We start from the raw sequence: 23,070 nt of genomic DNA on the forward strand, positions 1-23,070 counted from the left end.
GCCCGGCCACGTCCCCGGCCACCCCGCCCCGCGCGTCCATCACGGACGTGGTGCCACGCCGCACCCTGGCGATCATCGCGGCCGTGATCGTGCTCGCCGTGCTGGGCACGGTCCTCGCGCTCACGCTCGGCGGAGGCGACGAGAACGACCCGGGCAAGGGCGGCGGCAACGGCGACAAGTCCACCTCGGCCGGTTCCTCGACGGCGACCGGCGGCTCCGCGGACACCGACAGCGGCAACGGCAACGGCAGCGGCAAGGGCAAGGACCAGGACCAGAACGGCAGCCAGGGCCAGGGCCAGGGACAGGACGAGGGCAAGGGCAAGGACAAGACCGACAAGGAGTCGGACGGTTCGAAGGGCGACAAGCCAAAGGACACCCTGCCCGCCGGATTCAAGCTGGTCACGAACAAGCGATTCCACTTCTCGATGGTCATGCCCGAGAAGTTCCGCTTCGACCAGCCGGCGGGCAACAACTCCGGCGCCATCTACAACGTCAGCGGCGGCTTCCCCCGCATCCAGGTCGACTACACCGATTCGCCCGGTGGTGACGCCGCCGCGGCCTGGAACACGGCGAAGGCCGCCGTCGCGGCCAGCAGCAACGGCTACCGCCATCTCGGCATCGACAAGGTTCAGTACAAGGGCTACCCGACCGTCGCCGACTGGCAGTTCGAGCGCACCCAGCACGGCCAGCGGGTCCGGGTGATCAACCGGGGCTTCAAGGTCGACGGCAAGCACGGCTACGCGATCATGATCAGCTGCAAGGCCGACGAGTGGGACAGTGCGGAGTGCCGGGCGATGCGCAAGACCGCGTTCGACACCTTCAAGCCCATCGACTGAATGTTCCGGCGCGCCTCCCGATCCGTGGGCGGAAAGGGCCGGGATGCGCCGACCCGGCCGCGTGGCCGGCGCTCGCCACGTATCGTGAGAGCCTGAAGACCTTACGCAGCCGGAACGGTGGGTCAATTGCACGGTAAGTGACCGCAATTGACGGATCGGTGCGGTCTTTCATGGCCGGGGGGACAGCGCGCTCTGGGGAGGCGTCGTGGACGACTATGCGGGTCGGGTACTTGCCGACCGCTACCGCCTTCCGCTGCCCTCGGACGATGCGTACGAAACGGTCGAGACCCGGGCGTTCGACACCTATAGCGGACAGGAAGTCCTGGTCCGGCAGGTGCCGTTGCCCGAGGTGGTGGACGCCGAGGTGCTCGACGCCGAGGATCCGGCCCCGGAGTTCCGGCGGGCCACCGGACGGGCCGTGCGGATGCCCGCCGACCCGGCGGTCCGGCGCGCCGTGGAAGCGGCGCAGGCGGCGGCCCAGGTGCCCGACCACCCCAGGCTCGACCAGGTCTTCGACGTGTTCGCCGAGGCGGGATCGCTCTGGATCGTGAGCGAACTCGTCGCGGCCCGCCCGCTCGCCTCCCTGCTCGCGGAACGCCCGCTCAACCCCTTCCGGGCCGCCGAGATCGGCTCCGACGTGCTGACCGCGCTGCGAGTGCTGCACGCCCACGGCTGGACCCATCGCAACATCACCGTCCGCACGGTGCTGATCTGCGACGACGGCCGCGTCGTGCTGACCGGCCTGGCGGCCGGGGCGGCCGAGGAGGCGCTCTGCGGCTATGTGACGACACCACGGCTCGACGGGGACGAGGACGAGGACGAGGACCGATACGAGGACGGATACGAGGCCGGATACGAGGGCCGCGGCGGGTACGAGATCGAGCGTGACCACGGGTACGAGGACGGCGGGCACGAGGCCGGGTTCGACCGGCCGGCGCTCGGCACGGGCTCCGCGGGCGTGTTCGCGCCACCTCTTCCGTCCCTTCCTCCTCTTCCGTCCGAGGTCCCGGCCTCACGCGGCCCGGCGGCCATCGAGACGGGCCGGCCGGCCGGCGCCCCGCCCACCGATGACGACGCCTCGTACGGCGACGACCTGCACGGCGACGACCCGCATGGTGACGCCTCGTACGGCGACGACCCGCATGGTGACGGTGATCCGTACGGTGACGGTGATCCGTACGACGAGAACGACCGCGCCGACGACGACGCCCCCCGCGGCGGCACGGGAGATGCCGCGCAGTCGCGGGCCGGGCGCGCCGGAGCGATCGTTGCCTACCGCGAGGGCGCCCGAGCCGCCGCACGCGTCAGCGAGGACCGGCGGCGCGCCGAGGCGGGCGACGTCCAGGACACCGGAAGCCTGCCGGTCCAGCGCTCCGCACGGCCGCAGGACACAGGTCTGCCGGACCCGGCCGGCGCGGCCGGCCCGTCGGACCCGGACCACAGCCGTCCGGGGCCCGCCGCCTCCCGGCGCCGCGCCACCGACGACCCGTACGGCAAGGACCGGTACGCCGACGACCCGTACGCACCCGGCCCCCACGACATCGACGAAGGCGACGACGAGGACGGCTACCCGCCCCCGCGGCGGCTGCATCTCACCGGTTCCTGGAGCGACGGCCCCGGCTCCGGCCGCCCCGTTCCCGCCGGGGGCTCCGGCGAGGACGCCCTGCGCGCCGACGCCCGGCGCCACGGCGACTCCCCGGCACTGCCCGCGCACCGGACGGCCCCGCCGCAGCAGCCGGGCAGCTGGGACGAGGTGGCCGGGAGCGGCCGTACGGACTCCGTCTACCGGGGCCCCGCCACCCCGCTGGCCGCCGAGCGCGCCCGGCAGACCCGGATCGCCGTGGTCGGCGCGGTCACCGAGCGCTGGGCGCCCGAGCAGGCCGGCCCCGTCCACGAGAACTGGCGGCTGGCGCCGCCGATCGGACCCGCCACCGACCTCTGGGCGCTGGGTGCGCTGCTCTACCGCGCCGTCCAGGGCCACGCCCCCTACCCCGAGGAGAACGCGGCCGAGCTCGTCCAGATGGTGTGCGGGGAGCCGCCCGCCTTCGCCGAGGAGTGCGGTCCGCTGCGCCCCGTCGTCGAGTCCCTGCTGCGTCAGGACCCCACCGAGCGCCCGGACTTCGAGGAGCTGAGCGGCTGGCTGCGCTCCCTGGTGCGCTCGGCGCCCGAGCCCGAGGCCGGTCTGGACGTCGTACCCCTGCCGTCCGCCGACACCGCCCGGCTCCCCATCGTGCGCCGCCGCGGCGAGCTGGTCCGCAGGCGCCGCGGGCGCAACGCGACCCACGGCCGCCACCGCCACACCAAGAACAAGCCCGACCGGCAGGGCAGGTCCGGCCGTCAGGACAGGCCCGACCCGCGGACCGCCCCCGACCGGCAGGACGGATTCGACCGGCAGGACGGGTACGGCCGGCAGGACGGGTTCGACAGGCCGGGCGCGCTCGACGGGCCGGACAGGTTCGACCGGCCCAGGGCGGAGCGGCCCCCCAGGCCGCCGCGTGAGCCCAAGGGCCCCAAGGTGCTGCGCACCCCGCCCCGCCCCCATGAGGGCGGGGGACGGGCGCCGCGGCGGCTCGGACGGCTGCTCCTGGTGCTGATCCTGCTGGCCCTCGCCGCGGCCGTCGCGTACGCCGTGATGTTCATGCCCGGGTCGGACGACGAACCGGGCAGCGGCTCCACCGGCCCGGCGTCCTCGGTCTCCGGCTCGCCGGACCCCGGCACGGGGGACTCCGGCGGTCAGGACTCCTCCGGGTCGCCCACCTCCCAGCAGCCGCAGACCAGCCGCTCCGCGGTCGCGCTCGCCCCCGGCTACACCCTGCGCAAGGACCAGGAGGGCTTCGAAGTCGGGGTGGCCAAGGGCTGGCAGCGCAGCCCCGCCAACGCGGACCGTCAGATCCGCTACGGCAGCGACGGCTTCAGCCTGCTGATCGTCCCGGGCCGCGACACCGTCAAGGCCAACGGCGACGACCCGCTGGCCTACCAGGCGGGCAAGGAGCTGGAGTTGCAGCAGTTCCGCGACTCCAGCTGGTCGGGGTCGAGCGGGCTGCGCCGGATCGACGTCGGACGACAGGCCATGGCGGAGGGGCAGTTCACCTGGCAGGACGCGTCGGGACGCGAGGTGTACGCCCGCAATCTGGTGATGATCGTCGCGGGCCGCTACCACGTCATCCAGGTCATCGGCCCGGAGAACCGGCGCGACAAGGTGTCGGACATCTACGAACAGGCCGTCGCCTCCTATCGCGTGACGCACTGAACCCTCTCCGTACAACTCCCGGGCGAAGCCGGAGCGACAAGCATCACAGTGCGGTCTCGTGGGCGGTGCGAGGTTCCGTGGCCGTGCATCCCCTCCGTAATCTGGCACCTGAGGAACGGGGCGGGGATACGTGGATCGATCACAGGGCACGGACGCGGGACTGGTGCTGGCCGGCAGGTACCGGCTGGGCGAGGTTCTCGGTCGCGGCGGCATGGGCAAGGTCTGGCGCGCCCACGACGAGGTGCTGCACCGCACGGTCGCGGTCAAGGAGTTGACCGCCGGTCTGTACGTCGCGGAGGCGGACCGGATCGTGCTGCACGCCCGCACACAGAAGGAGGCCCGCGCGGCCGCCCGGATCACCCACCCGGGTGTGGTCACCGTGCACGACGTGATCGAGTACGACAACCGGCCCTGGATCGTCATGCAGTACGTCGACGGCCCCTCCCTCGCCGACGCCGCCAAGGAATCCGGCGAGATCGAGCCGCGCGAGGCCGCCAGGATCGGCCTCCACGTGCTGAGCGCCCTGCGCGCCGCCCACGGGGCGGGGGTCCTGCACCGTGACGTGAAGCCCGGCAACGTGCTCCTCGCCAAGGACGGCCAGGTACTGCTCACCGACTTCGGGATCGCGGCCATCGAGGGCGACTCGACCATCACCAGGACCGGTGAACTGGTCGGCTCCATCGACTACCTGGCGCCCGAGCGGGTGCGCGGCGGCGACCCGGGACCGGCCTCCGACCTGTGGTCGCTCGGCGCGACGCTCTACACCGCGGTCGAGGGCCGCTCGCCGTTCCGCCGCACGTCCCCGATCTCCACCATGCAGGCCGTCGTCGCCGACGAGCCCCCGCCGCCCGGACGGGCGGGCCCGCTGGCGCCCGTCATCACCGCGCTGCTCCGCAAGGAGCCGGACGAGCGCCCGTCGGCCGCGGAGACGGAACGGATGCTGCTGGACGCCATGGAGGGCCGCGCGCCCGTGGCCGCCCAGGCGTTCGTGCCGACGCAGAGCGTTCCCGACGAGGTCCTGCGCTCGCTGGGCCCGGACGGCCCCGCCGCGCCCGGAACCACCCAACTGCCCCACCCGGTGCCCCCCGCACCTGCCCCGGCGCCCCGGCGCAGCCGCAGCCGCTGGCGCACCGTGGTCCTGGTCATCGCGGCCGCGGCGCTGGTCGGCGGCGGCGCGGGACTCGCCGCGATGAAGCTGGGGGACGGGTCGGAGGGCACCACCCGGGGCGGCGGCAAGAGCACCCACGCGGGCGTCGCCCCCGAGAAGCCCCCCACCTCCACCTCCAAGTCCACCTCGCCCTCGGCCAAGCCCGACAAGCCGGTGAAGGACGTGCCCGACGGCTGGAAGCGGGTGGACGACCCCGAGGGCTTCAGCCTGACCGTGCCCGAGGGCTGGGAGCGCCGGGCGGACGGCAACCAGATCGACTACACCCCGGACAACGGTGTGCACTACATCCGGATCAGCATCGACCCGGCGCCCGACTTCGAGAACCCGTACATGCACATGGTGACGAGCCTGGAGCCCCAGCTCGCCAAACGGCTGCCCGGCTACGAGCGCAAGACCCTGCACTCCAACACGTACCGGGACCGGCCGGGTTCGCTCTGGGAGTTCACCTGGACCGAGACCAAGGACCATCCGGGCCCGCGCCACGCCATCGACCAGATGTACTTCGGCGAGGAGGGCGGTCCCGAGTACGCGCTGTACATGACGGGCCCGGCGGAGGACTGGGACACGACCCGGGCGCAGTTCGACACGATGCTGCGCGGATGGCGTCCGCCGGACAGCTCAGGCTGAGCCGGCCGGGCCCTGCCGGACCCCGCCGGGACGACAGGGCTCCTGATCAGGGGCTTTGTTGCCAGTGATCGCTGGCTCGTTTGTGGGGACTGTGAAAACCCGTTACCCACGGGTACCCAAAGTGTGCGGCTGGACGTACTCTCGCCCTCATGACGGACTCGCAGGCCTCCACATCCACCCCCGCAGCCCCGGTCGGCACCAACCCGGTGGCCGCCGCCCCCGCGGGCGTACGCACCGCCGCCGATGTGGTGACACCCGAGGTGGTCGCCCAGCTGACCCGGGGCGTGGCCGGCTCGGGCCGTACGGCCAACCACACCCCCTTCACCGGGGAGAAACTGGCCGACCTGCCGGAGTCCACCCCCGAGGACGTGGCGGGCGCCTTCGAGCGGGCCCGCGCCGCCCAGCCCGCCTGGGCCGCGACCCCCGTCCGCGCCAGGGCCGCCGTACTGCTCCGCTTCCACGACCTGGTGCTCAGCCGCCAGGCCGAGGTGCTCGACCTCATCCAGCTGGAGACCGGCAAGGCCCGGCTGCACGCCCACGAGGAGGTGCAGGCCGTCGCCGTCGCGGCCCGCCACTACGGGCGCAGGGCCGGCGCGTACCTGAAGCCGAAGCGGCACACCGGGGTCGTGCCGACCCTCACCAAGGTCACCGAGCTGCGCCAGCCGCGCGGCGTCATCGGCCAGATCGCGCCGTGGAACTACCCGTTCGAGCTGTCCGTGGGCGACGCGCTGCCCGCGTTCGTCTCCGGCAACGCCGTCGTGATGAAGCCCGACACGGAGACCGCGCTGACCGCGCTGTGGGCCCGTGACCTGCTGATCGAGGCCGGACTGCCCGCCGAGGTCTTCCAGATCGTCCTCGGCGAGGGCCCGGTCGTCGGCCCCGAGGTCGTCAAGCACGCCGACTACGTCTCGTTCACCGGCTCCACCCGCACCGGCCGCGAGGTCGCGCAGGGCGCGGCGGCCCGGCTCGTCGGCGTCTCGCTGGAGCTCGGCGGCAAGAACGCCATGCTGGTCCTGAAGGACGCCGACGTGGAGAAGGCCGCCGCGGGCGCCGTCCGCGCCTGCTTCTCCTCCGCCGGCCAGCTCTGCATCTCCATCGAGCGGCTGTACGTCCACGAGTCGATCGCCGACGACTTCGTGGCCCGTTTCGCGGCCCGTACGAAGGCCATGCGGCTCGGCAACTCGCTCGCCTACGGCGCCGACATGGGCTCCCTGGTCGGCGAGCGCCAGCTGGAGACCGTCACCCGGCACGTCGCGGAGGCCGTCGAGAAGGGCGCCAGGCTCGTCGCGGGCGGCGTCGCCCGACCCGACATCGGCCCGCTGTTCTACGAGCCGACCATCCTCGACGGCGTCGAGGCACCGATGGCGGTGTGCGGCGAGGAGACCTTCGGCCCGGTCGTCTCCGTCTACCGCTTCACCGACGAGGACGAGGTCGTGGACCTCGCCAACGCCACCCCGTACGGCCTGAACTCCAGCGTCTGGACCAAGGACTCCAGGCGCGGCCACCGGGTCGCCGCCCGGCTGCGCACCGGCACGGTCAACATCAACGAGGGGTACGCCCCCGCGTACGGCAGCGTGCAGTCCCCGATGGGCGGCATGAAGGACTCCGGTCTCGGCCGCCGGCACGGCTCCGAGGGCATCCTCAAGTACACCGAGGCACAGACCGTCGCCCAGCAGCGGCTGATCCCGCTCGCCCCGTCCTTCGGGATGGACGACGAGAAGTACGCGGCGTTCATGAGCGTCAGCCTCAAGGCGATGAAGGCGTTCCGCCTGCGCTGACACCGGGTACCGCGGCACCTCCCGGTACCGCAGCACTTTCCGCCCGTTTCGCACCGAGGAGAGCCATGTCCCAGGACAGCCCTGCCCAGAATCGGCCCGTTGCCCCGGAGAGGACCGAAGACGACGCCGCCTACGACTACGACGTACTCGTGGTCGGCTCGGGCTTCGGCGGTGCGGTGTCGGCGCTGCGGCTGACCGAGAAGGGGTACCGGGTCGGGGTGCTGGAGGCGGGCCGCCGCTTCACCCGGTCCGAACTGCCCAGGAACTCCTGGGACCTGAAGAACTTCCTGTGGGCCCCGACGCTCGGTCTGTACGGCATCCAGCGCATTCACCTGCTGGGCAACGTCATGGTGCTGGCGGGCGCGGGCGTCGGCGGCGGTTCGCTGAACTACGCCAACACCCTGTACGAGCCGCTCGCGCCGTTCTTCGACGACCCGCAGTGGAAGGACATCACCGACTGGCGCGAGGAGCTGGGCCCGTACTACGACCAGGCCAAGCGGATGCTGGGGGTCCGGCTGAACCCGACCATGACCCCGTCGGACGTCCACCTGAAGGCGACCGCGCAGGCCATGGGCATAGGCGACACGTTCCACATGGCGCCGGTCGGCGTCTTCTTCGGGGACGGCGAGGACGGCGACGGCACGGCGAAGGCCCGGCCGGGCGGCGAGGTGCCGGACCCGTTCTTCGGCGGGGCGGGGCCCTCCCGCAAGGCCTGCACCGAGTGCGGCGAATGTATGACCGGCTGCCGCCACGGCGCGAAGAACACCCTCAACGAGAACTACCTCCACCTCGCTCAGAAGGCGGGCGCGGTCGTCCACCCGATGACCTCGGTCGTCGCGGTCACCGAGGACTCCCGGGGCGGCTACGCGGTCAAGACCCTGCCCACCGACAACCGGAAGAAGGGCAGGGGCCGCACGTTCACCGCCCGCGAGGTCGTCGTCGCCGCGGGCACGTACGGCACCCAGACACTGCTGCACCGGATGAAGGACACCGGCCTGCTGCCCCGGATCTCGTCCCGGCTCGGTGAGCTGACCCGTACCAACTCCGAGGGCCTGGTCGGCTCGCAGACCAGTGACCGGCGCTACCGGAAGAAGCACGGGACCGCGCGGGCCGACTTCACCCGGGGCGTCGCCATCACCTCCTCGATCCACCCGGACGAGAACACCCACATCGAACCGGTCCGGTACGGCAAGGGCTCCAACTCGATGGGCGCGCTGACCGTCCTCCAGGTGCCGTACGGCGCGCACCGGGTGCGCAGGTGGCTGCTCGAACTGGTCAAGCACCCCACGCTCGCGGCCCGGTCGCTCTCCAACCGCCGCTGGTCGGAGCGGACCATCATCGGGCTGGTCATGCAGTCGCTCGACAACTCCCTGACGACGTACCGCAAGCCGGGCGGCGTGGGGAAGGGGCTGCTCACCGCCCGGCAGGGGCACGGCGCGCCCAACCCGACCCAGATCGAGGCGGCGACGCGCAGCGCCACACTGCTCGCCGAGGAGATCAACGGCTTCGCCGGTTCGAACGTGGGCGAGCTGATGGGCACCCCGCTCACCGCGCACTTCCTGGGCGGCTGCCCCATCGGTGCCACCGCCGACGACGGGGTGATCGACCCGTACCACCGGCTCTACGGACACCCCGGCATCTCGGTGGTCGACGGTTCGGCGGTCTCCGCGAACCTCGGCGTCAACCCGTCGCTCACCATCACCGCACAGGCCGAGCGCGCCATGTCGCTGTGGCCCAACAAGGGCGAGGCGGACCCGCGTCCGGCGCAGAGCGAGGCGTACGAGCGGCTGGCCGCGGTCGAGCCGCGGTCACCGGCCGTGCCGAAGGAGGCGTTCGGCGCGCTGAAGCTGCCGTTCCTCGGGATGCCGGCCGTCCCGCCGAAGAAGCCGCGGGAGTCCTAGCCGATCGGGACGGCAGAAAGGGGCTGCACCCCCCTCCGAGTGCAGCCCCTCCATGTCACGGCGAGCCGGACGCGTCATGCGCCGGCAGCACCGTCCCTGCGGCGCCGCACGATGAACATCGCGCCCGCGCCGAGCACCAAGGCCGCGCCGCCCGCGGTGGCGAACACCGGGAGCGCAAAGGACGAACCGGTCTCCGCGAGACTGCCCACGACCCTGCCCGCCGGGTTGTCGGCCGGCTTCGCGGCCGGGACCGGGGCGCTGCCACCGGTCTGCGGCGTCGAGCCGCTGTCGCCGGACTTCACGATCTTGAACCTGTACGCGATGTCGCTGACGCCGGCGCAGTCCTTGTCGCCCACGTAGAGACCGGCACCGAGCGTGAAGCCGGCGCCGACGGGGGCGGTCGGCCGCACATTGATGCGCAGCGGGATGTCGACCTCGTAGCCCGCGGGGATCTCGTCGGACCGGCCGACGTAACCGACGGCGCGGCCGTCCTCGCTGAGCTCCACCCATGTGCCGGTCTCCGGGTCGAGGGCCTGGAGGCCGACCCGCTTCGAGCGGAAGAGCTCGTTGCCCTCCTCGTCGGAGGAGGCGCCCGCGAAGTAGTCGACCTCCTTCACGGCGGACTTCGAGGAGTTGTAGACGTTCATCTTGAACGTGTGCCAGCCGCTGCCCCGGGCGATCCGTCCGGGCAGGCCGACCACGGAGACGTCCAGGTCGGACTCGGCGCACTGCGCCGGCTCCTCCGGGTCCTCGGACTCCGACGGGGAGGCGGACGCGGACGCCGAGGCGCTCGCCGGGCCGCCGGGGGCCGCTCCGGGGTTCTCGTCCGGCGCGGGAGCGGAGCTCTCCGCATCCCCGGGGCTCTCGGCATCCCCCGGAGTCTCGGCCGGACCGGGCTCGCCGGTCTCCCCGGCGGGGTCCTCGGCAGGCGTGGACGCGGACTCGGAGGCGGCCGGGGCCGGCTCGGTCTCCGGCGTTCCGGAGCCGCTCGGCGAGGGCGGGGCGGTGGTGTCGGCGGCAGCGGTCCCGTCCGTCGTCATGGCGAACGCGGCGGGGGCGGCCAGGACCGCGGCAGGGGTCATGACTGCCGCGGCGGCGGCGAGCGCCAGGGTTCGGCGAAGCTTCATGGCGACCTCAGGAGTCCGGCGCACCGCGATGGGCGATACGGGTTTCGGGACGGGCCCGTCGCGCGGCAGCACGACCGGGGCCGGTGGTTCCGCATGGTTGACCTGCGGTCTGCCGCAATGGTTGTCCGGATGCTCACGGAACATTTATGTGACGCCCCTCACCCGGAGGGCGGTCCGGAACACGGGAAAGGGCCCCGCGGACCGGGAGCCGGCCGGCGGGGCCCTCGTCACGTCCGGGCCGGGACACGGCCCGCGTCGCGCGGGCCGCTTCGACCGGGCTCCGCCTGGATCCGACCGGACTCCACAGGGACTCCACCCGGATCCCGGCCGGATCCACCCGGATCCCCCCGGATCCCGACGGAAACGGCCGGCCCCGGGCGTCCCCGGAGCCGGCCGTTTCCTGGAGTGACCGGGCTGCTGTCCCCTGCCGACCGGTCACGCACGCCGGGGCGCGGTCCCACGGCGTACCTGAGGTACGCCACACGCACCAGCGGAGCCACGCGTGGTTTCTTTCCGGAGCCGCCCCTGGCTGGCACGGACACCGGGACCAACGAAGCCGTGCCGGACCCGGTCACGCGCCGTACGGGTGAGAGTCGGCCCGAACTGGGATACGCCGGGGTACCCCCGGCCCCCGGGGTGTCACGCCCGGCCGCGGCACAGCTCCAGCAGCGTCATGGCGAGGGAGGTGCCGGGCCTGCCGAGCGCGTCCCGGTACGAGCCGAGGATCTCCATCTCGCGGGAGAGGCTGATCCGGCGGCCGCCGGAGGTGATCCGGGCCTCCTGGACGACCGCCGAGACGGCCATCCGCTCCTGGACGAGCCCGATGATCCGGTCGTCGAGGGTGTCGATCCGGGCCCGCGCGTCGTCGATCAGCGCGGCGGCCTCCTCGGTGTGCGCGCCGGTCTTCTCGGCGGCCGTCTTCCCGGTGCTCTTCGCGGGGGCTGTGCTGGTCATGATGGTGACTCCTCGTGGTGTGTGGTCCCCGAGGCCGACCGGTCCGTAACGCCAAGGCGCCCCGGGCCTTTCGGCCCGGGGCGCCTGGAACGTTGCTTGTCGGTGGGATCAAGCAGCACGACCATGGCAGCCAGCGGGCCGGATGCCATAGGTAAAGACGAAGGTCGTGTGCTGAAGCATGGAACCAGTATGGCCCGGCCGCCGCGGGCGGACCAACACGGCGACCGGATGCTGAGACGCCGTATCCGGGGACGGCGGTCCCCGCACCCCCGTACGGGCGGGACGACGGCGGACTCCGCAACCCCGGTAGAATCGACAAAACAGACCCCCCTTCACCGCCGGAAGGCCGCCCGTGCCAGCAGCACCCCCCGCCGCCCCCGACACCACCACCGACGTGGTCCTCGTTGTCGACTTCGGCGCGCAGTACGCCCAGCTCATCGCCCGACGCGTCCGTGAGGCCCGGGTCTACAGCGAGATCGTCCCGTCCACCATGCCGGTGGCCGAGATGCTGGCCAAGAACCCCCGGGCGATCATCCTGTCCGGCGGCCCCTCCTCGGTGTACGCCGAGGGCGCCCCGTCCCTCGACCGTGCGCTGTTCGAGGCCGGGGTCCCGGTCTTCGGCATGTGCTACGGCTTCCAGCTGATGGCCACCACGCTCGGCGGCACCGTCGACGACAACGGTGCCCGTGAGTACGGCCGTACCCCGCTCACCGTCTCCAAGACCGGCTCCACGCTCTTCGAGGGCACCCCCGCCGAGCAGTCGGTCTGGATGTCGCACGGCGACGCCTGCTCCGCCGCCCCCGAGGGTTTCACCGTCACCGCGTCCACCGACGTCGTACCGGTCGCCGCCTTCGAGAACGACGAGAAGAAGCTCTACGGCGTCCAGTACCACCCCGAGGTCCTGCACTCCACGCACGGCCAGCAGGTCCTGGAACACTTCCTCTACCGGGGCGCCGGCATCGAGCCGACCTGGACCACGACCAATGTGGTCGAGGAGCAGATCGCGCTGATCCGCGAGCAGGTCGGCACCAAGCGCGCCATCTGCGGCCTGTCCGGCGGGGTGGACTCGGCGGTCGCCGCGGCCCTCGTGCAGAAGGCCATCGGCTCCCAGCTGACCTGCGTGTACGTCGACCACGGCCTGATGCGCAAGGGTGAGAGCGAGCAGGTCGAGAAGGACTTCGTGGCCTCCACCGGAGTCCAGCTGAAGGTCGTCGACGCCGAGGAGCGCTTCCTGGCCGCGCTGGCCGGGGTCTCCGACCCCGAGCAGAAGCGGAAGATCATCGGCCGCGAGTTCATCCGGGTCTTCGAGCAGGCCCAGGCCGAGATCGTCGCCGAGGGCGCCGCGGACGGCGAGGAAGTCGCCTTCCTCGTCCAGGGCACGCTCTACCCGGACGTCGTCGAGTCCGGCGGCGGCACCGGCACCGCCAACATCAAGTCGCACCACAACGTGGGCGGCCTCCCCGAGGACATCGAGTTCTCGCTCGTCGAGCCGCTGCGCCAGCTGTTCAAGGACGAGGTCCGGATGGTCGGCCAGGAGCTCGGTCTGCCGGAGGAGATCGTCCAGCGCCAGCCGTTCCCCGGCCCCGGCCTCGGCATCCGGATCGTCGGCGAGGTCACCAAGGAGCGGCTCGACCTGCTCCGCGAGGCCGACGCCATCGCCCGCGAGGAGCTGACCGCAGCCGGCCTGGACCGTGACATCTGGCAGTGCCCGGTGGTCCTGCTCGCGGACGTCCGCTCGGTCGGCGTCCAGGGCGACGGCCGCACCTACGGCCACCCGATCGTCCTGCGCCCGGTCTCCTCCGAGGACGCCATGACGGCCGACTGGTCGCGCCTGCCCTACGAGACCCTCGCCCGGATCTCGACCCGCATCACCAACGAGGTGGCCGACGTCAACCGCGTCGTGCTCGACGTGACGAGCAAGCCGCCGGGCACCATCGAGTGGGAGTGACCCTCCCGCAAGGTCAACGCCGATGCCGTCGCTCATTCGTTTGGGCGGCGGCATCGTCGTACGGGCTCGATCCGGCGCCGAAGGCCCACACGCCCACGGGCATCCACCACAGCAAGCTGAAGCCGGTCGTTCCCTTCCCTTTTGACCTCACCGCGATCAATCAGCGGCGTCGACAGGCGACGTGCGAGGGGACGGCCCCGAGTCCGGCCGCCCCCGCACCCCTGGCCACTTGCGGCAACCGGCGGTAACTTCCGATCCCGTACGCCCTGGGAGCCCCGAGGAGCCGCCATGTCCGAGCCCACACCCATACCCGTGGACCAGCTCCACTTCGCGCTGCCGCCCGTCCACGAGTCCGTGGCCGACGAGCGGGCGTACCGCAAGGAACGGCTGGCCGGGGCGCTCCGGCTGTTCGGTGAGCTGGGGTACGAGGACGGCGTCTCCGGCCACATCACCGCACGCGACCCGGAATTCGCCGACTGCTTCTGGGTCAACCCCTTCGGGGCCCCGTTCGCCGGACTGGCGCCGGACGAACTGATCCTGGTCAACGGCGAGGGCCAGGTCGTCGAAGGGCGCCACCACGTCAACCAGGCGGCGTTCGCCGTCCACGCGCAGGTTCACCGGGCCCGCCCGGACGTCGTCGCCGTCGCCCACACCCACTCCCTGCACGGGCGGGCCCTGTCCGCGCTCGGCGAGCTCATCGAGCCGATCACCCAGGAATCCTGCGCCTTCTACGAGGACCATGTGCTGTACGACGCCTACACCGGGGTCGTCGTGGACGAGGACGAGGGGCGCCGGATCGCCGCCGCGCTCGGCGGCCACAAGGCGATCGTGCTGCGCAACCACGGGCTGCTGACCGTCGGCGACTCGGTGGACGCGGCCGCCTGGTGGTTCATCGCCCTGGAGCGCTCCTGCCAGGTGCAGCTGGCCGCGCGGGCGGCCGGGAAGCCGGTGCCGATCGAGCACCCGGACGCGCTCGCCACCCGCGAACAGCTGGGCAGCGACCTGGTGGCCTGGATCAACTACCAGCCGCTTTGGCGCCGGATCAGCCGCACGTACTGACGATTTCTTCGCACATTTCGGCGATCCGCGCCCGCGGACCGCCCCGATGCGGTCCCGAGCCCCTTTGTACGGCACAATTCGCAGCAATCACAGCCGAGTTGGCTGTACCGGGGGTTGAAAGGGCGGCGTTCCCAGTGGCGTTGGACGAGGCGAGGGCGGGCAGCACCCACGGCGGGGGCTGCACGTGCGGCGACTGCCCGCACGGGGCGCGCGAGGGCCACCGGCGCGCGGTGGCCGCGTTCCTGACCAAGCGGGACGAACTCGCCGCCGGGCAGGGGCTGCCGCCCGGGGTCGCGCAGTCCGCCTCGGCGACCCGCCAGTGGGTCTCGGACGAGCTGACCCAGTCCGCCAGGACCGTCGCCGAACGGGGCCGGGAGGCGGGCGAGGCCTGGCTCTACCGGGTCTGGCGGCGCACCCTGATCGCGGTGTGGGCGGCCGTCGCCCTGCTGGTCATCGGCGAGGCCGCCACCGCCATCGGCGCGGGCTGGACCAACGCCCGCACGGCCGGGCTGGTCGCCGGACTCGTCACCGCGGGCCTGCTGACCGGTGCCGCCCATGTCCACCGCGCCCGGGGCGGCCTGCTCGCCCCGCTGATCGGCGAGGACCACCGGCTCTCCACCTCCCGGGCGGTCGCCGCCTCCTGGGTGCTGCTCGCGGTCTTCTCCGTCCTCGTGCTGGCGCTCCAGCTGGCCGGCGCCTCCGGCCACGCCGAGCGGGACGAGCTGATCGAGGGGCTGGACCTGGCCCGGGGCGCCGGGGTGGTGACCGTGCTCGCGCTGGTCTGCGCCGTCGCCGTCGTCGTACGCCGGGTGGTGACCGTACGGACGCTGTCCGGGCGGCTCCAGAAGCTGCGGGCCGTCCGGCCGCGCGCCGCCGACCTGCTCACCGACGACTCGGGCCGGGGCAGCTTCACGGACGTGCAGTACGTGCTGGTGAGCACCGTCGCCGTGCTGTTCGCCGCGGTCCGCCTCGCCCGCCGGCCCGAGCAGCTGCCGGACCTGCCCTGGGGCCTGGCGCTGCTGGTCACCGTCTCGGCGCTCGCCTACTTCGCCGGGAAGTACGCGGAGGGCGGGCGCCCGGTGATCCTCTCGGTGGTCCGGGCCCGCGAGGCGGGGGACCTGGACGCGCCGGTCCGCACCGGCGACGACATCGAGATCCGCGGCGCGGGCTTCGTGCCGCCCGGCGCCGGGACTCCGGAGCGGCTGGCCCGGCTGGTCGTCCGGATCGGCCGGGTCCATGTGCACGTGCCGCTGATCCCGGTCACCGGCGGCTTCGCCAACCCGACGGACGGCGTGCTGACCGTGCCGGTGCCGGTCGAGGTCGAACCGGGGCTGGTGCAGGTGCAGGTGGTGACCGCCGCCGGAGTGGAGACGAACCGCTTCGAGATCGATGTGACGGACTGATCCCCGGCCCCTGAGCCCTGTGACCCCCGGCCGCCCCGGCCCCGTGACCCGCGGGAGGGCGGCGGAATCCGGCCGGACGACCCACCGGGTGAGCAGCCCGGCACCCGCCTACGTATCGTCAGGTGACGGGTCTACGGAAGGTGGGGCAGCCACATGCAGGGATACGGGATGAACGTACGCGGTCTCGGGGAGTCGAAGGGGCTCGGGGACCTGGCGCGGGAGCACGCCCTGCTGCCCCTGCGGATCTTCCTCGGCGTCACATTCGTCTACGCCGGGCTCGACAAGCTCACGGACAGCGGCTTCTTCAGGGCGAGCGGCGCCGGTTCCATCGGCGAGACCATGCACGCGGTCCGCGACTCGTCCGCGATCCCGGCCCTCGTCGACCTCGCGCTGAAGAGCCCCGGCGCCTTCGGGTACGCCATCGCCATCGGCGAACTCCTCGTCGGCCTCGGCACCCTCGTCGGGCTGTGGGCACGGCTCGCCGCGCTCGGCGGGGCGCTGATCTCGCTGAGCCTGTGGCTGACCGTGAGCTGGCAGGTCTCGCCGTACTACTTCGGCAACGACCTGATCTACCTCATGGCCTGGCTGCCGCTGCTGCTCGGCGGGGCGGCGGCATTCTCCGCGGACGCCCTCCTGGCGTCCCGGCGGCGACGGATCCGGTAATTCACCCAGGTCGCGGTGGCGGCCAGCCAGAGGCCGCCGAAGAACAGCGGGAAGAAGAAGACCCACGGGGCGTCCCAGACCCCCGCGGCGTCCGCCGCGTATCCCGCCGCCAGCGCGAGCATGACGACACCCGCCACCGCACGTCCCGGACGGATCTCATGACGCAGCACGGGTTACCTCCACCTGTCCGACACCGACTTCGAGAGTGAGCTCGACCGTGCCCGCCGGTCTGCTGCCCGGGGCCGGCGGCAGCGTCCGGTGCTCGTTCTGCGACGCTCTGATGTCCACCTCGGCCGGCTCCTCGGCGGCCGGGGCCTCGCCGGGCCGGCTGACCGGCAGTGTGATGTCGCCGAACCCCGACCTCGCGTCCACCTTCACCGTCACCTCCTTCGGCACGACCACCACCACACGGCCGGCCCCGACACCCACCCCGGTCCTGAGGGTGTCGCCCCGGGGGACCGTGATCCCGGTGAGGTCCAGCCTGGCCACCCCGGTGCCCAGCTGGTAGTGCGGCTGGACGGCGGCCACCGATGCGGGGCGCCACCCCTCGCGCACCCACTGCGTGGAGATGTCCTTGGGCAGCGCGGAGGCGCAGGCCAGCAGGACGGCCGTGATCATCGACAGCATGACCGTGCCGAACCCGGTCCGCCCCAGGAACGCGCTGACCAGCATGCCCAGGCCGAACACCGCGAGCGCACCGGCCAGGCCGTACTGCAGACTCGTACCGAGCGGCTGCGACTCCCAGCTCAGCCCGGTGCCCAGACCGCCCGCGATCAGCGCGAACAGGAAGACCAGACCGCCGATCGAGGTCGGGCCCCTGGTACCGGGCTCCCGCCGGGGCGGGCGGCACAGCGGGTTCGGGGCCGCCCCCGCCGGGCGCTCCGTCCGGCCCGGGAGCGCGGCATCGACCGGACCCCACAGATAGCCGGCGCCCACCGGCCCCGAGGTGCCGTCCTTGACGATCGGGTCCCGCCACCACGACGGGCTGCCCGGCGTCGGCGGCGCCTTCACCTCGGGGGGCGCGTCCGCCACCGCCTGCGCGGTCGCCGGATGCAGCGGGTCCTCGGGCGCCGCGGTCCTGCGGGCCTGCGTCCACACGGCGAACCCGACGACCGCGAGCGAGAGCATCGCGGAGAACGCCAGCGTGCCGCCGTTGCCCAGCATCGACAGGAAGAGACCGCAGCCGATCAGCGCGAGCAGCACCGCGATCAGCGACGCCCCCTCCACCCGGCCGGACAGCAGCCTGCGCGCCTCGTTCTCCTCCTCGCCGTCCGCGGGGACCAGCAGCCAGGCGAAGCCGTAGAAGATCAGCCCGATGCCACCGGTCACGGACAGCACACCGAGCACGATCCGGAAGATCACCGGATCGACGTCGCAGTACCGGCCGAGCCCGCCGCACACCCCGGCCACGACCTTGTGCTGCGGACTGCGCCGCAGCAGCGGAGCCGGTTCGGGGGGCGGAGCGACACCGGGGGAGGCGTCCTGGGGAACGGTCATGGCTCCATGGTGACTGGCCCGGAGCCCGTCCGGGACCCGCGCCGACCCTGGCCGATCCCTGATATTGGCCGGCCGTACCCCTGGGGCCCACCCCGGTACCGGGCTCTCAGGGTCGATTCGGGGGCCGACCCTGATGCCGTCACCCGTACGGACATGTGACGATCGGGGCATGCCAGCCGCCACGACCCGAGCCACCAGCTCCCGCAACCCCGCCCCGGAGGAGCCGCCGCTGCGCAGGCTCTACCGCAGCGCCGACGGACGGCTGCTGGGCGGCGTCGCGCGCGGTCTCGCCGGACATCTCGGGCTGCCCGTCGTCTGGGTGCGGTTCGTCTTCCTCGGACTGTTCTTCGCGGACGGACTCGGCGCGCTGCTCTACGCCGTGTTCTGGATCGTCGTCCCGCTCGGCGTCGGCGGCGTCGAGCCGCCCCGCTCGGTCTTCGAGACCGCCCCGGACGGCAGCCGCCGGCTCCGCAAACCCGACCGGGGCCAGATCTTCGCCCTGATCGCGCTGGTCTTCGGCGCCATGATCTTCGTCGGCAACGTCGACATGGGCAGCGGGGCCAACCGCTACATCTGGCCCACCCTGCTGATCGGTGCCGGTTCCGTACTGGTGTGGCGGCAGGCCGACAACGCCCGGCGGGCCCGCTGGATGGAGGTCGGCAGCCGCCGCCGGGTCCTGCACCTGGTCCGGGGGCTCGCCGGGGTCGCCCTGGTCGGCCTGGGCCTGGCCGTCTTCATGGTGGTACGCGGCTCCGCCGCCCAGCTCGGGAACGTACTGACCGCGGCCATAGCCGTCCTCACCGGCATCGCACTGCTGGCGGGCCCCTACCTCGTGCGCATGACCCAGGACCTCTCCGAGGAACGCCTGATGCGCATCCGCGCCCAGGAGCGCGCCGAGGTGGCCGCCCACGTCCACGACTCGGTGCTGCACACCCTCACCCTGATCCAGCGCAACGCGGAGGACGCCGGCGAGGTCCGCAGGCTCGCCCGCGCCCAGGAACGCGAACTGCGCAACTGGCTGTACAACCCCGAGGGCACCGGCAAGGACGAGGACGACGAGCCCGCGACCCTCGCCGAAGCGGTCAAGCGCGCCGCCGCCGAGGTCGAGGACAAGCACGGCGTCCCGCTGGAGGTGGTCGTCGTGGGCGACTGCCCGCTGGACGAGAAGCTGGCCGCACAGATGCAGGCCGCACGCGAAGCGATGGTCAACGCCGCCAAGTACGGTGGCGAGGGCGGCGCCGTGCAGGTCTACGCCGAGGTCGAGGGCCGCACGGTCTTCGTCTCGGTGCGCGACCGGGGCCCGGGATTCGACCTGGACTCCGTACCGGGGGACAGAATGGGCGTACGAGAATCGATCATCGGCCGGATGCAGCGCAACGGCGGCACGGCGCGGCTGCGTTCGGTGCCCGGTGGGGGCACGGAAGTCGAGCTGGAGATGGAGAGGGCGAGCGATGACCAAGACCACTGAGGCGACCGGGGGCCCGGAGCGCCGGGTACGGGTCGTGCTCGTCGACGACCACCGGATGTTCCGCACCGGCGTCCAGGCCGAGATCGGCCGCACCGAGGAGACCGGCGTCGAGGTGGTCGGCGAGGCCGCCGACGTCGACCAGGCGGTCACCGTCATCACGGCGACCCGCCCCGAGGTCGTCCTGCTCGACGTGCACCTGCCCGGCGGGGGCGGCGTCGAGGTGCTGCGCCGCTGCGCCCCGCTGATGGGGGCCGCCGAGAACCCGGTGCGGTTCCTGGCGCTGTCCGTGTCGGACGCCGCCGAGGACGTCATCGGCGTCATCCGCGGCGGCGCCCGGGGCTATGTCACCAAGACCATCACCGGCACCGACCTGGTCGACTCGGTCTTCCGGGTCCAGGACGGCGACGCGGTGTTCTCGCCCCGGCTGGCCGGCTTCGTCCTCGACGCCTTCGCCTCCACGGACGCGCCGCCGGTCGACGAGGACCTGGACCGCCTCACCCAGCGCGAGCGCGAGGTGCTGCGGCTGATCGCCCGCGGCTACGCCTACAAGGAGATCGCCAAGCAGCTGTTCATCTCGGTGAAGACCGTCGAGTCGCACGTCTCGGCGGTGCTGCGCAAGCTCCAGCTCTCCAACCGCCACGAGCTGACCCGGTGGGCCACCGCGCGACGGCTGGTCTGAGCCGGCCGCCGGTCCGAGCCGGCGGGCCGGTGTTCTCAGGCGGGGTCGAGCGAGATGTTCAGCTTCTCGCCGATCCTGCGGTAGCCGATGCCCGCGTAGATCCGCTCCACATCGGCGTCGCCCGGCTCCAGCCACACCACCCGGCAGCCGCGCCCGAAGGCGGTCGCGGTGAGGTGGGCGGAGAGCGCGGCGCCGATGCCGCGGCGGCGGTAGGCGTCGGCGACGGCGAGACCGGCCAGTTCGGTGAGGCCGTCGACGGGGACCGAGCAGCCGCCCGCGCCCGCCGGTACGCCGTCGACGGTGGCGAGGGCCGCGACCCCGCCGCCCTCGGCTGCGGTGCGCAGCCAGATCGCCTCACCGCCCTCGGGCTCACCGGTCCCGCCGTAGCCGTGGTGCTGGACGAGCGCGGCGGCGTCGAACTCCGCGTCGGTGGCCGGTTCGGCGATCGTGAGGGACTCCACCGGCTTCGGTGTCAGCAGTTCGTCCGGTGCGCAGGCCATGACCGGGGCCCGGTTCTCCACGGTGAACCCGGCGGCGAGCAGTGCGGGTTCGACCGCGGGCGCCGAGCCGGGCAGGAACTCCAGCCGGGGCAGCCGGTCGTGCTCGCGGAACGCCGCGACCAGCGCGTCGAGGTCGGCCGGCGTCGGCTCCGCGTCCTGGTCGGGTATCGCGTAATTGGCGTACTTGATGGACCAGTCGGGGTTGTAGCGCACCGTGAAGGGCCCGACCCGGAGGTGGTCCGGGGAGCGCAGGGCGAGCGTACGGGCATGGTTCTGTACATCGGCGTCCATGGGCATACGGGGTTGTCCTCCGGCCGGTTGGGCGACGGCGGGCCGGTCCGAGCGCGGTCCGGCCCGAAGGCGGTTGCTCCGATGGCGGGTTCCGACGGCGGGCTGATCCCGGCGACGGGTCGATCCGACGGGTCTGTCCGACGGGTCGCACCGGATCGGAGACGGGAGCCTATGCCACCCGGGCGGCCCCGGCGAAGGGCATTTGGTCGATCGGCGCGATCCGCACCGGTGATCCGGTGCGCGGGGCGTGGATCATCTGCCCGTTGCCGATGTACAGCCCGACATGGCTGATGCCGGAGTAGAAGAACACCAGGTCGCCCGGCGCGAGTTCGGAGCGCGAGACGCGCCGGCCGGCGTTGATCTGGGTGTATGTGGTCCGGGGGAGCGAGACCCCGGCGGCCCGCCAGGCGGCCTGGGTGAGCCCGGAGCAGTCGAACGAGGAGGGGCCGGTGGCACCCCAGACGTACGGCTTGCCGAGCGCCCCGTACGCGAAGGCGACGGCCTCGGCGGCGCGGGCGTTCGGTGCCCGGACGGCGCCGCGCGCGGTGCTCCGGCCGGCGCGGGCGGCGGGCGTGCCGGTGGCCGAACCGTGGTCGGTGTTCTCGTAGGCGGTGCGCTCGGGCGGGGTCAGCCGGTCGAGCAGTCGCCGCGCGTCGGCGAGCTTGGCGGTGATCGTCGCCCGGTGCTTCTTCAGCTCGGCCCGGCGGGCGGTCAGCGCGGCCAGCTCGTCCTTGGCCTGCGAGCGCAGCGTGGCGATCTGGGCGATCTGCCGCCGGACCCTGCCGAGCGCGGCGGCCTGGCGGTCGCCGATCCGGTCCGCGTACGACGCCCGCTCCAGGTACTGGTCCGGGTCGGAGGAGAGCGCCAGCTGAACGGAGGTGGAGAGGCCGCCGGCGCGGTACTGCGCCGCGGCGAACGAACCCAGGTCGTCGCGCGCGGTGTTGAGGCGCTCGGTCCTGCGGGCGGCCTCGTCGCGCAGGTCGTCGAGGGCGTCCTCGGCGGCGTCCGCCTTCTCCTTCGCGCCGTTGTACCGCTCGGTGGCGACCTCCGCGTCGTGGTACAGCCGGTCCACCTCGGCCTTGACCTGGGCGGGGGTGCGCTGCGGATCGGCGTGCGCCGGGCCGGGCAGTACGGCGGCGGTGGCGGCCCCGGTGAGGGCGAGGGTCGCCGCGGTGCGGGCAGCAGGGCCGGTGTACAGGCGCTGCTTGGGTTTTCGATGCGCTGCCACGAGGGCGTGCGTCCTTCCTGACGACTGCCCGCCGGGGGCTACCGGCGGGCCCGCCACAACTCTCGGCGGGGCGGCCGGTGCGCCGTCCGCTTCGGAGCGGAGGTGAGCCGGTCGACTGCCAGCGACGCTAATCCCGGGGCACGGGCAGGAGTCGTAATGACGCTAATTGCCTGATTTTGGCGTGGCAATGTCGTCGAGTGATCGGAAAAATTGCACCAGAGTCAGGCAATTGGTACAGACGCGAGTGAAGTGACCAGGAAGGCACACCTGCCTGCCGAGGGGTGATATGGCCGGGGTTAGGCTGCGGCCTCATGGACGTACTCATACATGTCTTCGTCGCCCTGCACATCATCGGAATCGCCTCCCTGCTGGGCGGTTTCCTGACCCAGATGAAGGCGATGGGCGCGGGCACGGCCCGGTTCGTCCCCGCGATGCTGCACGGCGCGCTGACCATGCTGGTCACCGGTGTCGCACTGGTCGGGCTCAACGAGGCCGACGGCAACCACGTCAACAACATCAAGATCGGCGTCAAGCTGCTGGTCCTGGTCGTCGTCCTCGCACTGGTCTACATCAAGCGGGACGAGGAGAAGGCCGACAAGGGCGCCTTCGCCGCGGTGGGCGGACTGACGCTCCTCAACATCTTCATCGCCACGCTCTGGACCTGATACCGCCCGCGTCGCGCCGCCCCGGCAC

The 23,070-nt window shown here is 72.7% G+C and carries 16 protein-coding genes and 1 pseudogene; 12 read left to right on the plus strand and 5 right to left on the minus strand.

Features of this window, described 5'->3' with window-relative positions; genetic code table 11:
• The 5 genes and pseudogenes from AADR41_RS32785 to AADR41_RS32805 all read left to right on the plus strand — a co-directional run.
• Nucleotides 1–836: pseudogene (locus AADR41_RS32785) on the plus strand (serine/threonine protein kinase); the annotation flags it as partial.
• A 205-nt stretch (nt 837–1,041) separates the two neighbouring features.
• Nucleotides 1,042–4,086, plus strand: a complete 3,045-nt coding sequence (locus tag AADR41_RS32790) for a protein kinase (protein WP_342285356.1) — start codon at nt 1,042–1,044, stop codon at nt 4,084–4,086.
• A 130-nt stretch (nt 4,087–4,216) separates the two neighbouring features.
• The gene (locus AADR41_RS32795; protein ID WP_342285357.1) at nt 4,217–5,881 is read left to right on the plus strand and encodes a serine/threonine-protein kinase; all 1,665 of its coding nucleotides are present in this window, start codon (nt 4,217–4,219) and stop codon (nt 5,879–5,881) included.
• 149 nt (nt 5,882–6,030) lie between these two features.
• On the plus strand, nt 6,031–7,659 hold the full coding sequence (locus tag AADR41_RS32800) for a succinic semialdehyde dehydrogenase (protein ID WP_342285359.1): 1,629 nt from the start codon (nt 6,031–6,033) through the stop codon (nt 7,657–7,659).
• 65 nt (nt 7,660–7,724) lie between these two features.
• Nucleotides 7,725–9,560 carry a GMC family oxidoreductase gene (locus AADR41_RS32805; RefSeq protein WP_342285360.1) on the plus strand — a complete coding sequence of 612 codons (1,836 nt, stop codon included), beginning with the start codon at nt 7,725–7,727 and terminating at the stop codon, nt 9,558–9,560.
• A 74-nt stretch (nt 9,561–9,634) separates the two neighbouring features.
• Here the strand turns inward: AADR41_RS32805 and AADR41_RS32810 are convergent, their stop codons facing one another.
• Both AADR41_RS32810 and AADR41_RS32815 read right to left on the minus strand, forming a co-directional pair.
• Nucleotides 9,635–10,687, minus strand: coding sequence for a hypothetical protein (locus AADR41_RS32810; RefSeq protein WP_342285361.1), 1,053 nt, complete (start codon nt 10,685–10,687; stop codon nt 9,635–9,637).
• Nucleotides 10,688–11,326: 639 nt separating this feature from the next.
• A complete protein-coding gene (locus AADR41_RS32815) occupies nt 11,327–11,641 on the minus strand; it encodes a chorismate mutase (protein ID WP_342285362.1) in 315 nt (104 codons plus the stop codon).
• A 352-nt stretch (nt 11,642–11,993) separates the two neighbouring features.
• Between AADR41_RS32815 and guaA the strand changes: the two genes are divergently transcribed.
• From guaA to AADR41_RS32835, 4 genes are all read left to right on the plus strand, one after another.
• Entirely contained in the window at nt 11,994–13,589 is a 1,596-nt protein-coding gene (guaA, locus tag AADR41_RS32820) for a glutamine-hydrolyzing GMP synthase (protein WP_342285363.1), read from the plus strand.
• Nucleotides 13,590–13,877: 288 nt separating this feature from the next.
• The gene (locus AADR41_RS32825; RefSeq protein ID WP_342285364.1) at nt 13,878–14,648 is read left to right on the plus strand and encodes a class II aldolase/adducin family protein; all 771 of its coding nucleotides are present in this window, start codon (nt 13,878–13,880) and stop codon (nt 14,646–14,648) included.
• 134 nt (nt 14,649–14,782) lie between these two features.
• Nucleotides 14,783–16,051 (plus strand): hypothetical protein, encoded by a 1,269-nt coding sequence (locus AADR41_RS32830; RefSeq protein ID WP_342285366.1) that lies wholly within the window; start codon nt 14,783–14,785, stop codon nt 16,049–16,051.
• Between the two features lie 153 nt (nt 16,052–16,204).
• Complete coding sequence (locus AADR41_RS32835; protein ID WP_342285368.1) at nt 16,205–16,714, plus strand: DoxX family protein; 510 nt, start codon at nt 16,205–16,207, stop codon at nt 16,712–16,714.
• Nucleotides 16,715–16,870: 156 nt separating this feature from the next.
• Here AADR41_RS32835 and AADR41_RS32840 read toward each other — a convergent pair whose 3' ends face one another.
• Nucleotides 16,871–18,211 carry a PspC domain-containing protein gene (locus AADR41_RS32840; protein WP_342285369.1) on the minus strand — a complete coding sequence of 447 codons (1,341 nt, stop codon included), beginning with the start codon at nt 18,209–18,211 and terminating at the stop codon, nt 16,871–16,873.
• A 169-nt stretch (nt 18,212–18,380) separates the two neighbouring features.
• Between AADR41_RS32840 and AADR41_RS32845 the strand changes: the two genes are divergently transcribed.
• Complete coding sequence (locus AADR41_RS32845) at nt 18,381–19,679, plus strand: PspC domain-containing protein (RefSeq protein WP_342285370.1); 1,299 nt, start codon at nt 18,381–18,383, stop codon at nt 19,677–19,679.
• Nucleotides 19,663–20,358, plus strand: coding sequence for a response regulator transcription factor (locus tag AADR41_RS32850; protein ID WP_342285371.1), 696 nt, complete (start codon nt 19,663–19,665; stop codon nt 20,356–20,358). The genes AADR41_RS32845 and AADR41_RS32850 overlap by 17 nt, the downstream gene beginning before the upstream one ends.
• 35 nt (nt 20,359–20,393) lie before the next feature.
• Here the strand turns inward: AADR41_RS32850 and AADR41_RS32855 are convergent, their stop codons facing one another.
• Nucleotides 20,394–21,155 (minus strand): GNAT family N-acetyltransferase, encoded by a 762-nt coding sequence (locus tag AADR41_RS32855; protein ID WP_342285372.1) that lies wholly within the window; start codon nt 21,153–21,155, stop codon nt 20,394–20,396.
• A gap of 163 nt (nt 21,156–21,318) precedes the next feature.
• Nucleotides 21,319–22,377 (minus strand): C40 family peptidase, encoded by a 1,059-nt coding sequence (locus AADR41_RS32860; RefSeq protein ID WP_342285373.1) that lies wholly within the window; start codon nt 22,375–22,377, stop codon nt 21,319–21,321.
• A 311-nt stretch (nt 22,378–22,688) separates the two neighbouring features.
• Here AADR41_RS32860 and AADR41_RS32865 point away from each other — a divergent pair, with 311 nt between their 5' ends.
• Nucleotides 22,689–23,042: a hypothetical protein gene (locus tag AADR41_RS32865; RefSeq protein ID WP_342285374.1), complete on the plus strand. Its 354-nt coding sequence runs from the start codon at nt 22,689–22,691 to the stop codon at nt 23,040–23,042.
• Nucleotides 23,043–23,070: the final 28 nt, after the last annotated feature.

This window comes from Streptomyces sp. CLV115 (assembly GCF_038448545.1).
Classification (GTDB): Bacteria; Actinomycetota; Actinomycetes; order Streptomycetales; family Streptomycetaceae; genus Streptomyces; species Streptomyces sanglieri.